The sequence below is a fragment of the Alkaliphilus sp. B6464 genome (assembly GCF_018141165.1).
Lineage (GTDB): Bacteria > Bacillota > Clostridia > Peptostreptococcales > Natronincolaceae > Alkaliphilus_B.
In genome coordinates this window covers 2,776,544-2,789,201 of record NZ_CP058557.1, presented here as the reverse complement: position 1 = coordinate 2,789,201, position 12,658 = coordinate 2,776,544, and the positions used below count along the sequence as shown (strand labels likewise).

Here is a 12,658-nt window from a genome sequence, read left to right as displayed (position 1 = left end):
ATTATAATTATGGAAAAAAAAGATTTACTAAGTTTAACATTGACAGAAATAGAAGAATTGCTAGTTAGTATGAATGAAAAAAAATTTAGAGGAAAACAAATATTTCAATGGATTAATAAAGGAATCAAAAACTTTGACGAAATGACGAATTTATCTAAAGCTCTAAGAGACAAACTAGAGGAGCATACCTATATTACTAATATTAAAATTGAAGAAAAATTAGTTTCTAGTATAGATGGCACAATAAAATACTTATTTTTATTGGATGATTATAATATAATAGAAGGTGTGGTTATGCAATATAATCATGGGCTAACTGCTTGTATTTCCACACAGGTTGGTTGTGCTATGGGATGTAGCTTTTGTGCATCTACACTTGAAGGTCTAGTTAGAAACTTAAGAGCTGGAGAAATGATAGATCAAATACTAACAATGCAGAATGATATAGGGGATAGAATTTCTAACATAGTATTGATGGGAAGTGGGGAGCCATTAAATAATTTTGATGAGACTATAAATTTCCTTAGCATAATAAATAATGAGAATGGATTAAATATCGGAAATAGACACATTACTCTATCAACTTCAGGACTGGTGCCACAAATTAAAGCCTTAGCTGATTTGCAAATACCTATTAATTTAGCTATATCTTTACATGCTCCTAATGATGAGCTAAGACGAAAGACAATGCCTGTAGCTAAAAAATACTCTATTAAAGAATTAATAGCTAGTTGTAGGTATTATATTGATAAAACTAGCCGCAGAATAACCTTCGAATATGCTTTAATAAAAGGGGTTAATGATGGACAAAAAGATGCTAATGAGCTGTCTACTCTATTAAAGGGTATGCTTTGTCATGTAAATCTAATACCTGTAAATAGTGTAGAGGAAAGAGGATATAAAAAGCCGAGTATAGAGACTATTAAGAGTTTCCAACAAGTATTAAAAAAATCAGGTATAGAAGCAACTGTTAGAAGAGAAATGGGTTCCGATATTAATGCAGCCTGTGGTCAACTAAGAAGAAAACATTTACAAAACCAACAAAAATGATAAAATAATATGAACAACAAGATTAGATATAAAGGGGGGCGAGCAAAAGATGAATGTTAGTGCTATTTCAGATATTGGGAAGGTAAGAGATATTAACGAAGATAATTATTGTATTTCTGAAAAGGGTTATGGGTTATTTATAGTGGCTGATGGTATGGGTGGTCATAATGCAGGAGAAATTGCTAGCTTTCTTGCTGTTAATAGTATTAAGGATCATATTAATAAATATGTTTCTATAGATATGGAAGAACAATCTATAAAGGGAATTATATACGAAGCCTTTAATCGTGCAAATGAAAAAATTCTTATTCATGCAAATGAAAATTTGTCTTGTGATGGGATGGGAACAACCACAACGCTAGTATTGAAAATTAATTCTATTCTTTATATAGGGCATGTAGGTGATAGTCGGGCTTATCTTATTAGAGATGGTGCTATAGAGCAAGTAACTCAGGATCATTCTCTGGTTGCAGAATTAGTTAGAAGCGGTAGTATTACTGAATTGGAAGCAATGAAGCACCCCCAGAAAAATGTTATTACCCGTGCATTAGGAACAAGTAAAAGTATTAAAGTGGATATCTTTACCATTGACTTTAATGCTGCAGATGCTCTAATTTTATGTACAGATGGTTTAAGTAATTTTGTAGATAATTATGAGATAGAAAAGGTTGTATCAGAACTTAAAGATAGTAATGAAGCATGCGAAAGGTTGGTATCAATGGCAAATAAAAGAGGTGGCTATGATAATATTACAGTATTAGTCGCAAAAAATAATGAGAAAAATATAGAGAGTAGGTGAATATATGATTGGTAAAATATTAGGCAATAGATATGAAATTGTTGAAAAAATAGGCGGGGGCGGGATGGCATTAGTATATAAGGCTAAATGCAACCTATTAAATCGTTACGTTGCAATTAAAGTGTTAAGACCGGAATTTATTAACGATAAAGATCTACTAGATAAGTTTAGAAAAGAGTCCCAAGCTGCTGCTAGTTTATCTCATCCTAATATAGTTAATGTGTACGATGTAGGAGAAGAAGATGGTGTATATTATATTGTTATGGAGTATGTGGATGGAAAAACCTTAAAAGAGTTAATTAAGGAAAAGGGGAAGCTGTCTAAGGGCGAAATATTGGATTTTACAAGACAAATAGCCTTAGCATTAAAACATGCTCACTCCAATCATATTGTTCATCGAGATATTAAACCTCATAATATTTTAGTAACAGAGGATAATAGAGCTAAAGTTACAGATTTTGGAATCGCTTTAGCTGCTACCTCGTCTACAATTACCAATACTGGAAGTATAATTGGTTCTGTCCATTATTTTTCTCCGGAACAGGCTAGAGGAGGCTATACTGATGAAAAATCAGACCTATATTCTTTAGGTATTGTTATGTATGAAATGGCCACTGGAAGAGTACCCTTTGAAGGAGATGCACCAATTACAATTGCATTAAAACATATTCAGGAAAAGCCAGAACCTCCTTCTAAGTATAATCCTTCTATTTCGAAGGGGTTAGAAGCTATAATTATTAAATTAACTCAAAAAGAGCAGTCTGCTAGATATGCTAATGCTTCTGCATTAATAGAAGACTTATATAAAATAAAAAACAATTTTGATTTAGATGATATTGATAATACTTTAAAAATTGAAGATTCACCGACTCAAATTATTCCAATGGTTACTGCCAATGAGATAAGACAATTAACTGATAGCCAAGATGAAGTAAAAACTATGAATATAAAAAATAAAAAAGGTAAAAAAGACAATAGTAAAAAAGATAATAAACGTAAACTTGTAATTGGATCTGCTATTGCTGCTGCATTAGTTGCTGCTTTAGTATTTACATTTGGATTCTTTTATATATCCGATTTATTTAAAGTAGAGAATGTAGAGGTACCGGATTTTAAAGGTATGAATATTGAAAAGGCTAAGGAATTGGCAGAGGATAAAGGACTAAGTCTAAATGTAAGTACACAACATAATAGTGAGGTTCCAAAGGATGAAATAATTAATCAAACAACTCGGGCAGGTATGACGGTTAGAAAAGGATTTGAGGTTAAAGTAATTGTTAGTGAAGGAAGTAAACTAGTTTCAGTTTATGTTCCTGATTTAGTTAACGAAAATGCTACAGATGCTAAAAGATTATTAAGAGATGCAGGATTAGAGCCAGGAAAAGTAAGTGAAGATTCTAGTGATGAGTACCCTATAGGAACTATTATTGATCAAAACCCACGTAAAGGGGTTGAAGTTGCTGCTGGATCTGCTGTAGATTATGTAGTGAGCACAGGGCCAAAGGTTCAAACTTTCCCTATGCCAAACCTATTAGGAACAACTTTAGAGGAAGCTCGAAGCATACTAAAACAGTTTAAACTTGAAGAAGGAAGTATTACAGAAGAATATAGCGATGTATATGTAAGAGGCTATGTTATGGAACAAAATATTTCAGCTGATAAAGAAGTAAGTGAAGGATCTGTAGTTAATTTAGTCGTTAGTAAAGGAAGCGATGTACCAGATCAAATGGAAGAAATAGAAGAAGATGAAAATCAAAATGGTACAGAGGGAACACAAACTATTCAGATTCCTTTAAACAAATATACGGGTAAGGTTAATGTGGAGATTTATCAAATAGACGGTTCAAATAGCAAGAAAGTATATAGTAAAGATCATAATGCAGATAAAGAAGAAAGTCCTATTCGAGTAGAGGTAACTGGAATAGGTCGTCAACAATATACTGTCTATCTAAATGGTGAAAAACAAAATCCTGTAGAAGTTGATTTTTAGGGAGGTATTTAATGTATAGTGGTAGGTTGATAAAAGGGATCGGCGGTTTTTATTACGTTGATATTAATGGAGAAATATTTGAATGTAAAGCTCGTGGTCTTTTTAGAAAAAAGAAGGTTGTTCCTGTAGTTGGAGATTACGTTGAAATAGATATTATAGATAGGGAAAACAAGAAGGGTGTCATGGAAAAGATTAACGAACGGCACAATGAATTAATTAGACCTTCTGTATCTAATGTAGATCAAGCTATAGTTGTATTTGCAGTAACCCAGCCAGATCCTCACCTTTCACTCTTAGATCGATTTTTAGTATTGGCAGAAAGTCAGAGGCTAAATATAATTATTTGTCTTAATAAAATCGATTTACTAAAGGAAGAAGAGTATAGAGAAATTGTTAATATATATACTTCTGCTGGTTACAAAGTAATACTAACTAGTAGTAAGCAGGATATAGGAATAAGTGATTTAAGAGAAGAGTTAAAAAATAAGACCACAGTGTTTGCAGGGCCATCTGGAGTAGGTAAATCTACGCTTTTAAATTATATCCATCCTGGGCTAAAGTTACAAACTGGCGAGATAAGTATAAAAATTGGGCGGGGAAAACATACAACACGACATGCAGAACTTATGGCCGTTGAGGAAGATGGTTGGGTTGTAGATACTCCAGGATTTAGTTCTCTAAATATGGATTTTATCCATGAAGATGATCTACACTTTCATTTTCCAGAGTTTGTACCCTGTATGGATAATTGTAAATTTAATTCCTGTAAGCATATGAATGAACCTAGTTGTGGTGTTAAAGAAGCAGTTGCATTAGGTAAAGTATCTAAAAATAGATATACTAGTTATATTCAATTTATTGATGAGATTAGAAAGAGTAGGAGGTACTAACTTATGATGAAATTAGCTCCATCAATATTGTCAGCAGATTTTTCTAGCTTATTAGCAGATATAAAAAAAGTCGAGGAGGCAGGCTGTGATCTTCTTCACATAGATGTAATGGATGGGCATTTTGTTCCAAATATTACAATAGGTCCACTTGTTATGGAAAGTCTGAAGGGTAAAACTAAGCTTCCCTTTGATGTACATTTAATGATAGAAAATCCAGATCGATATATTCCTCAGTTTACTAAAGCAGGAGCTCACATAATATCTGTCCATAGTGAGGCTTGTATTCATTTGCATAGAACTATACAACTTATAAAGGATAATGGTGCAAAGGCAGCTGTTGCGCTTAATCCAGCCACACCTTTAAATGTAATAGAGCATGTACTTGAGGACTTAGATATGGTTCTTATAATGACAGTTAATCCTGGATTTGGAGGACAAAGCTTTATTGAATCAAGCCTATTAAAAATAAGGGCATTAAGAAAAATAATAGATACCAGGGGACTTAATGTCGATATTCAAGTAGATGGTGGCATTAAAGTAGATAATGTTAAAAAGGTTATAGATGCTGGTGCCAATATAGTTGTTGCTGGTTCTGCCATATTTAATAGTGAAGATATTACACAAACAGTAAAACAATTTAGAGAAAATGCTAATTTATAAATTGTAGATATGGAGGCAAAGATGAAAGTAACCGTAGTAACAAATGGTCATATTGAAAACATGAATATTTTAAAATCTGTTATTCAAAACAGTGATTATATTATTTGTGCAGATGGTGCAGCTAAATACTTAATGAAATTAAATATTTATCCAAATATATTGGTGGGAGATCTCGACTCCATTAACAAGGATGCGTTTCAGTGGATAGAAAACGGCGGAGTCAAGGTTCAGCAGTTTCCTGTAAAGAAGGATATGACAGATACGGAGTTAGCTGTAGAATTTGCGTTAGAGCAGTCACCGAGCGCAATAACTATTGCAGGCGCCATAGGTTCTCGTATGGACCATAGTTTAGGTAATATAATGTTACTGTATAAAATTCATAAAATGGGTATTAAGGCAAATATCATTAATGAGATAAACGATATTACTATAACAGATAGTACTATAAATATAGCAGGGAAAATAGGACAAACTATTTCTGTAATACCTATTAGTGGAGATGTAAAGGGTGTTACATTAGAAGGGCTAGAATATCCTTTAACTAATCACGATATCGATATGGGAAGCTCTTTAGGTATTAGTAATAGATTTATAAAAGATAGGGCAACTATTTCAGTTAAAGAAGGAACTGTTTTAATTATTAAGGTTTTAGGCGAAGTATAAGTTAAATGTCACTAAAGGTTGTTAGAACTTTTAGTGACATTTTTTACTGCTTATGAATAGTATAATAATATATTATTCTCTAAGGTAGGTGGTGATATGTTTAAAAGGAGAAGAAGGCATTCTTCATTAAAACTTACTGGATTAATAATTACACTAGTTGGAGCATTAATGTTCCTATATATTATTCCATTACAAATATGGTATCTTATTATTGCTGGCCTATTTGTAACAATAGGATTACTAATATTTAAAATATGTTAAATAAAAAAAGATACTTAATATAAAAAGCCGCCATTTAAATGGGGGCTTTTTTATATAAAATTATAAAGCTCTTTCAACTTTTCCAGAACGTAGGCATCTTGTACATACATTGATTCTCTTTGCTGTACCTTTAACTATAGCTCTAACTCTTCTTAAGTTAGGTTCCCAAGTTCTTCTGTTATGACGGTTGGAGTGACTGATCTGATTACCTGAAACTCTACCCTTATTACAAACTTCGCATACTCTTGCCACTACGAACACCTCCTTCAAGCCTAGCTCATCCTCTAAAACATAATAATAGTATCATATATAACAAATTTTTGCAATAATAATATTTTAATATATGTAAAATACAATGCTTTAGTAAATTATTAATATAAAAATTTATTATGATTATGGTTATTGTTGAACTATTTTTGGTATTCATATACAATATAATATTATAATGTGATATTCTAGCTATCAGTATTTTAAAACATAATATATAATATGATATTATATATTATAGATATTTATACAACTATCACTATTTTAAGTATAATATTGTAAGTAAAGTGGGGAATAAATATAAGATAGAAGAAAATAAAGGAGGTTTTTTAATGCCAGGAAAATTAGTTACTAAATTAGGTACAATTATAATTGATGACCATGTTTTAACATCCATTGCAGGTGTTTCAGCTATGGAATGCTATGGGGTAGTAGGAATGGCTGCTAAATCTGCGGCTGGAGGCCTTGTAGAATTATTAAAAAGAGAGCAGTCTGGAAAAGGTGTGAAGGTACATACTGAGGAAGATGAAATAACAATTGATATATTCGTAATTGTAGAATTTGGTACCCGTATATCTGTAGTTGCAAATAATATCATAGAAAAAGTAAAATATAACATTGAGCATTTGACAGGAATGAACGTTAAAAAGGTTAATATTAATGTTCAGGGTGTCAGAGTGCAAAAGTAACTTAAGGAGGTACTAGTTGTGAAAATTGAATATATTGATGGGCATCTTTTAAAGAAAATGATAATATCTGGAGCACAGTCTCTGGAGACAAATAAAGAAATAGTTAATGCGCTTAACGTATTTCCTGTGCCTGATGGTGATACTGGTACTAATATGTCTTTAACTATGCAGTCAGCAGCAAAGGAAGTGAAAGGAACACAATCAGATTTGCTAGAAGATATTGCTAATGCTGCTGCTAATGGTTCTTTAATGGGTGCTAGAGGTAACTCAGGAGTAATTTTATCTCAGCTTTTTAGAGGGTTTGCAAAGGGAGTTAAAGGCAAAAGTCAAATTCATACGAAGGACTTAGCAGAAGCACTAAAATCCGGGGCAGATACTGCCTATAAGGCTGTAATGAAGCCAATAGAGGGTACTATTTTAACCGTTGCTAGAGAAAGTGCAGAAGCAGCTTTAATAATTGCTAACAAGGAAAAAGATATTGTTACATTTATTGAAAAAGTTATTAAATATGCGGAAAAATCATTAAGTAGGACACCAGAAATGCTTAAGGTGTTAAAGGATGCAGGGGTTGTTGACTCTGGTGGTAAAGGACTAGTATATATATATTTAGGTGCTTTAGGTGCAATTACTGGTAATATGCCTGTTATTGAAGAGGAAGCTATTGTAGACAATAGTTATATACATAATATAGAAGAAATCGACGGAGAAATTGAATTTGGATATTGTACAGAGTTTATTATTCGTTCTAGTGCTGCCGATATTAATAATTTTAAGAAGATTATAGAGGGATATGGAGACTCTATGTTAGTTGTTGGTAATGATAGTGTTGTAAAAGTACATATACATACTAATCATCCAGGTAAAGTTATGGAACATGCTTTAGAACTTGGATCTTTAAGCGACATTAAAATAGATAATATGAGATTACAGCATAGGCATGAGATATTTAAGCAAACCGAAGATAAAAATAATGTAAATACTGAAATTGTAATAGAAAAAGAAATGAAGAAGTATGGTTTTATTACAGTTACAATGGGTGAAGGTCTAACTAAAATATTTAGGGACTTTACTGTTGACCATGTAATCGAAGGTGGTCAAACTATGAACCCAAGTACAGAAGACTTTGTTAAGGCCATTGATAATATTAATGCTGAAACAATATTTATTTTACCTAACAATAGTAATATCTTTATGGCAGCTAGTCAGGCTAAAGCTATTTCAAGTAAAAATATTATTGTAATTCCTTCAAAATCTGTACCGCAGGGATTATCAGCTTTATTAGCATTTAACCTTGAATCTACTCCAGAGGAAAACGAAGAGACGATGATAGAAGCAATTAAAGCAGTTAAAACAGGTCAGGTAACTTATGCGGTGAGAGATACTAGTTATAATGATTTAGAAATACATGAAGGTGATATTTTAGGAATTGGTGATAGCGAAATAAAATCCGTAGGAGAAAATATTAAAGAAGTATCTATAGAACTCATCGAGGAAATGATAACTGACGAAAGTGAAATAATAACTATTTTTTATGGGTCTGATGTTACAGAGGAAGATACTAGAGAATTGCTTGAAGTATTAAAAAATAAATACGAGGATATAGATATTGAATTGTACTATGGTGGACAACCATTATATTATTATATTTTCTCTATTGAATAGGGAGGCAGCATGAGCTGCTTCCCTTTAACATTATTACAACATTCTGTTATAATAAAGACAAAAAGACATTTGGAGTGTGTAGTATGAATATTTTAAAACAGGATATTCAGTATATTAAAGGTGTTGGACCAAAGAAGGCTTATCTTTTAAAACGGCTTAATATTAACACTGTTGAAGATATGATATGGTATATGCCTAGGGACTATGAGGATAGGACAAATATAAAAAGGATTGCTAATTTAAGACCAGGAGAAAAGGCTACTTTTTATGGGAGTATACTTGGTGAAGGTGATGTATCAAAGCCTAGAAAAAATCTTTCTTTAATTAAATTTAATGTTAAGGATGAAACTGGGACCATTGAAGTTATATTTTTTAATAAAACATATTTGAAAAAAACTTTAACTTCTGGTCAAAGAGTAATGATAAATGGAGAAATTAAAAAAGGCTTTAAGGGCTTACAAGTAGTTAATCCAATTATAGAAAAGGTAGATATGTTAGATAGGGATAATAGACAAGGCATTGTTCCTATATATCCATTAACCGAAGGTTTGAGTCAAAATGAAATTATTTCAATACAAAAAAGGATTCTTCAAATAGTTAATGAATCGATAGAAGAATATTTACCAGAAGAGATTATGAATAGATGTAGGCTTTGTAATATAAAGTTTGCTCTAAACAATATTCATTTTCCAAGTAATGTTCAAGCCTTAAAAATAGCCAAATATAGATTGGTGTTTGAAGAATTTTTACTCTTACAGCTTGGACTTTTTAAAATAAAAACAGGTATAGTGCAAGATAAAAAAGGTATACCCCTTACAAATAATAATGGAATAGAAGCCTTTATTAAAAAGCTACCATTTAAACTAACCAAAGCTCAAGAAAAGGTTCTTAATGAAATATCTAAAGACTTAGAAAGAGATACACCGATGAATAGGCTGGTTCAAGGAGACGTGGGCTCTGGAAAAACCATTGTGGCTATAGCAGCATTATTAAAATCAGTAATAAATGGCTATCAAGGTGCTTTTATGGCTCCCACAGAGATATTAGCAGAGCAACATTATGTATCTTTAACTGAGTTACTCGAGCCTCTTGGAATTAAGGTAGGTCTTTTAGTAGGAAGTCTATCTAAAGGTGAGAAAAATAAAATATTAAATAAGGTTGAATCTGGGGAAATTAATATAGTAATTGGTACTCATGCGCTTATCCAAGAAGGTGTAAAATTTTGTAATTTAGCTTTAGTAATTACAGACGAGCAACATAGATTCGGCGTAAGACAAAGAGCAATACTTGCTAGCAAAGGACAAAATCCTCATGTTTTAGTTATGACAGCCACGCCCATCCCTAGAACTTTAGCTCTAATATTATACGGAGATTTGGATATATCAATTATAGATCATTTACCTCCAGGTAGAAAAACTATAAAAACATATAGTAGTACCTCTAACAAGAGAGATGATATTTATAATTTTGTAAAAAAACAGTTAGATGAAGGTAGACAGGCTTATGTGGTTTGTCCCTTAGTGGAGGAGTCAGAGGCTATAGAAGCTAAGTCAGCTACAGAAATTGCACATGAGCTTTCCTATGATCTGTTAAATGGTTATAAAATTGGACTTCTCCATGGGAAAATGTTAGCTAAAGAGAAGGAAGAAATAATGGGTAATTTTAAAACAGGAAATATAGAAGTTTTGGTTTCTACTACGGTCATTGAAGTTGGTGTAAATGTTCCTAATGCAACTATTATGGTAGTAGAAAATGCAGAACGATTTGGTCTAGCTCAGCTCCATCAGTTAAGAGGTAGGGTAGGAAGAGGTAGTTATCAATCTTACTGTATTTTAGTAAATAATAGTAAGTCGGAAATTTCTAAGGAGCGCATGGATATAATGGAAAAAACGACTGATGGATTCATTATATCTGAAAAGGATTTAAAACTTAGAGGTCCTGGAGAATTTTTTGGTACTAGACAACACGGGTTACCAGAGCTGAAAATCGCTAACTTGTTTAGACATATATCAGTACTAAAGACAGTACAAAAAGAAATAGAGAAAATGACTCCTGCTGATCCAGATTTAACACTAAATAATTATCCATTGCTTAAAGTAAAATTAGAAGAAAAGTTTCTATTGGTAGAAGAGGTTTTATAGAAAAACATTTTGTCTACTAATGTGTAGTGTGCTAAAATAATTATAGAGTTAAAGTAGGAGGATACATATGAGAGTTATTTCAGGAAAAGCAAGAGGTCATGCTTTAAAGGCACCTCAAGGTTTAAACACTAGACCCACTGCTGATCGTGTAAAGGAATCTATATTCAATATTGTTCAATCGAAATTGTATGATAGTATTGTAATTGATTTGTTTGCAGGAAGTGGTAATCTAGGTATTGAGTCTTTATCAAGGAATGCTAGTAAAGCTTACTTTATAGATAATAATAAAAATAGCATTCAATCAATTAGAGAAAATCTTAAAAAAACTAATTTAGTTAATAGTTCCATAGTAATTCAGATGGATGTGCTATCTGCTATAAAAAAATTAAGTACTCAAGGTGTAAAGGCAAATATTATCTTTTTAGATCCACCCTATTCTAAAGGATTTGTTGCACCTACTTTAGAGGACATTTTTTCTTTTGAAATACTACAACCAGATGGTATAGTTGTTGTTGAACATAATAAAACTGATGAAGTTCCAGAGAGTGTGCATAATTTACAAAAATATAGAACTAATAATTACGGAGATGTAGCAGTTTCTTTTTACGAGTTGAGGGAGGAGATATAGATGAGAGTAGCAATTTACCCTGGTAGTTTTGATCCTATTACAAATGGGCATCTAGATATAATTGAAAGAGCTTCTAAAATGTGCGATAAATTAATTGTATCTGTCATATATAACCCAAATAAAAATCCTTTGTTTACTTTGGAGGAGAGAAAAAAACTAGTTGAGGAATCGATAAAAAATTATCCAAACGTTTCAGTAGATTGTTTTTCAGGACTATTAATTGAATATGCAAAAGAAAATGAAGCTACAGCTATTATTAAAGGCTTAAGAGCTATATCAGATTTTGAATACGAGCTTCAAATGGCATTAATGAACCAAAAATTATGTCCTAGTATTGAAACTGTATTTTTAATGACTAGTAGTGAATATTCATTTTTAAGTTCTAGTTTAATTAAAGAAGTTGCTAGGTTTGGTGGATGTATAAAGGGATTAGTTCCTGAAGTTGTTTATAAAGCAGTAATGAATAGATTTTAATATTAACTTTATATTAGGTAAGGGGGATTATTTAATGAGTGTATTGAAGTTGCTTGAAGAACTAGAAGATATAGTTGAAAATGGGTCATCAATACCTTTTGCACAAAAAGTATTAGTAGATAAAAAAGAAATATTAGAGATTATTAAAGAAATTAGAATTCATTTACCAGATGAAGTTAAACAAGCTCAGTGGATTAAAGAAGAAAGACAACGTATATTAGCAGAAGCTCAGCAAGAGGCAGATACGATTTTAGAGGAAGCAAATGATCATATTTTATTAATGATTGATCAAAATGAAATTACTAAACTAGCTAATAATCAGGCAGAAGAAATAATTGCACAGGCACAAAATAGTGCTAAGGAAATGCGATTAGGTGCAAAGGATTATGTAGATAGTCTGTTAGAATCTGTACAAGAAAACTTGGTGGAACTTGTAAATACAGTAAGAGAAAATAGAGATGAAATAAAAGGTATGAAGTAGTTA

At 31.8% G+C, this 12,658-nt stretch carries 14 protein-coding genes; 13 read left to right on the top strand and 1 reads right to left on the bottom strand.

Annotated elements, in window-relative coordinates; translation table 11 throughout:
* The first annotated feature begins 9 nt into the window (after positions 1-9).
* The 7 genes from rlmN (at position 10) to HYG84_RS14040 (ending at position 6,313) form a co-directional block, all read left to right on the top strand.
* Positions 10-1,050, top strand: a complete 1,041-nt coding sequence (rlmN, locus tag HYG84_RS14070; protein WP_330655481.1) for a 23S rRNA (adenine(2503)-C(2))-methyltransferase RlmN — start codon at positions 10-12, stop codon at positions 1,048-1,050.
* A gap of 49 nt (positions 1,051-1,099) precedes the next feature.
* Positions 1,100-1,849: a Stp1/IreP family PP2C-type Ser/Thr phosphatase gene (locus tag HYG84_RS14065; protein WP_212378280.1), complete on the top strand. Its 750-nt coding sequence runs from the start codon at positions 1,100-1,102 to the stop codon at positions 1,847-1,849.
* 4 nt (positions 1,850-1,853) lie between these two features.
* Positions 1,854-3,839 carry a Stk1 family PASTA domain-containing Ser/Thr kinase gene (gene pknB, locus HYG84_RS14060; protein ID WP_212378278.1) on the top strand — a complete coding sequence of 662 codons (1,986 nt, stop codon included), beginning with the start codon at positions 1,854-1,856 and terminating at the stop codon, positions 3,837-3,839.
* An 11-nt stretch (positions 3,840-3,850) separates the two neighbouring features.
* Positions 3,851-4,729: a ribosome small subunit-dependent GTPase A gene (gene rsgA, locus HYG84_RS14055; RefSeq protein ID WP_212378276.1), complete on the top strand. Its 879-nt coding sequence runs from the start codon at positions 3,851-3,853 to the stop codon at positions 4,727-4,729.
* Positions 4,730-4,732: 3 nt separating this feature from the next.
* Positions 4,733-5,389: a ribulose-phosphate 3-epimerase gene (gene rpe, locus HYG84_RS14050; protein ID WP_212378274.1), complete on the top strand. Its 657-nt coding sequence runs from the start codon at positions 4,733-4,735 to the stop codon at positions 5,387-5,389.
* Between the two features lie 21 nt (positions 5,390-5,410).
* Complete coding sequence (locus tag HYG84_RS14045; RefSeq protein ID WP_212378272.1) at positions 5,411-6,052, top strand: thiamine diphosphokinase; 642 nt, start codon at positions 5,411-5,413, stop codon at positions 6,050-6,052.
* A gap of 96 nt (positions 6,053-6,148) precedes the next feature.
* On the top strand, positions 6,149-6,313 hold the full coding sequence (locus HYG84_RS14040) for a hypothetical protein (RefSeq protein WP_212378270.1): 165 nt from the start codon (positions 6,149-6,151) through the stop codon (positions 6,311-6,313).
* Positions 6,314-6,373: 60 nt separating this feature from the next.
* Here the strand turns inward: HYG84_RS14040 and rpmB are convergent, their stop codons facing one another.
* Complete coding sequence (gene rpmB, locus HYG84_RS14035) at positions 6,374-6,565, bottom strand: 50S ribosomal protein L28 (RefSeq protein ID WP_212378268.1); 192 nt, start codon at positions 6,563-6,565, stop codon at positions 6,374-6,376.
* Between the two features lie 347 nt (positions 6,566-6,912).
* Here rpmB and HYG84_RS14030 point away from each other — a divergent pair, with 347 nt between their 5' ends.
* From HYG84_RS14030 to HYG84_RS14005, 6 genes are all read left to right on the top strand, one after another.
* Positions 6,913-7,269, top strand: coding sequence for an Asp23/Gls24 family envelope stress response protein (locus HYG84_RS14030; RefSeq protein WP_212378266.1), 357 nt, complete (start codon positions 6,913-6,915; stop codon positions 7,267-7,269).
* Positions 7,270-7,326: 57 nt separating this feature from the next.
* Positions 7,327-8,931, top strand: a complete 1,605-nt coding sequence (locus HYG84_RS14025) for a DAK2 domain-containing protein (RefSeq protein WP_212382307.1) — start codon at positions 7,327-7,329, stop codon at positions 8,929-8,931.
* 83 nt (positions 8,932-9,014) lie between these two features.
* Positions 9,015-11,072, top strand: coding sequence for an ATP-dependent DNA helicase RecG (recG, locus tag HYG84_RS14020; RefSeq protein ID WP_212378264.1), 2,058 nt, complete (start codon positions 9,015-9,017; stop codon positions 11,070-11,072).
* 67 nt (positions 11,073-11,139) lie between these two features.
* Entirely contained in the window at positions 11,140-11,700 is a 561-nt protein-coding gene (gene rsmD, locus HYG84_RS14015; RefSeq protein WP_212378262.1) for a 16S rRNA (guanine(966)-N(2))-methyltransferase RsmD, read from the top strand.
* Positions 11,701-12,174: a pantetheine-phosphate adenylyltransferase gene (gene coaD, locus HYG84_RS14010; RefSeq protein ID WP_212378260.1), complete on the top strand. Its 474-nt coding sequence runs from the start codon at positions 11,701-11,703 to the stop codon at positions 12,172-12,174. It abuts the gene before it with no gap.
* 34 nt (positions 12,175-12,208) lie between these two features.
* Positions 12,209-12,655, top strand: a complete 447-nt coding sequence (locus tag HYG84_RS14005) for an ATPase (protein WP_212378258.1) — start codon at positions 12,209-12,211, stop codon at positions 12,653-12,655.
* Positions 12,656-12,658: the final 3 nt, after the last annotated feature.

Excerpts from the sequence above, each read along its gene's own strand:
- HYG84_RS14025 (WP_212382307.1), top strand. The coding sequence starts at position 7,327 with ATGATAATATCTGGAGCACAGTCTCTGGAGACAAATAAAGAAATAGTT.
- recG (WP_212378264.1), top strand. The coding sequence starts at position 9,015 with ATGAATATTTTAAAACAGGATATTCAGTATATTAAAGGTGTTGGACCA.
- coaD (WP_212378260.1), top strand. The coding sequence starts at position 11,701 with ATGAGAGTAGCAATTTACCCTGGTAGTTTTGATCCTATTACAAATGGG.
- HYG84_RS14030 (WP_212378266.1), top strand. The coding sequence starts at position 6,913 with ATGCCAGGAAAATTAGTTACTAAATTAGGTACAATTATAATTGATGAC.
- HYG84_RS14005 (WP_212378258.1), top strand. The coding sequence starts at position 12,209 with ATGAGTGTATTGAAGTTGCTTGAAGAACTAGAAGATATAGTTGAAAAT.
- rlmN (WP_330655481.1), top strand. The coding sequence starts at position 10 with ATGGAAAAAAAAGATTTACTAAGTTTAACATTGACAGAAATAGAAGAA.
- HYG84_RS14045 (WP_212378272.1), top strand. The coding sequence starts at position 5,411 with ATGAAAGTAACCGTAGTAACAAATGGTCATATTGAAAACATGAATATT.
- rpe (WP_212378274.1), top strand. The coding sequence starts at position 4,733 with ATGATGAAATTAGCTCCATCAATATTGTCAGCAGATTTTTCTAGCTTA.
- HYG84_RS14065 (WP_212378280.1), top strand. The coding sequence starts at position 1,100 with ATGAATGTTAGTGCTATTTCAGATATTGGGAAGGTAAGAGATATTAAC.
- rsgA (WP_212378276.1), top strand. The coding sequence starts at position 3,851 with ATGTATAGTGGTAGGTTGATAAAAGGGATCGGCGGTTTTTATTACGTT.
- rsmD (WP_212378262.1), top strand. The coding sequence starts at position 11,140 with ATGAGAGTTATTTCAGGAAAAGCAAGAGGTCATGCTTTAAAGGCACCT.
- HYG84_RS14040 (WP_212378270.1), top strand. The coding sequence starts at position 6,149 with ATGTTTAAAAGGAGAAGAAGGCATTCTTCATTAAAACTTACTGGATTA.
- pknB (WP_212378278.1), top strand. The coding sequence starts at position 1,854 with ATGATTGGTAAAATATTAGGCAATAGATATGAAATTGTTGAAAAAATA.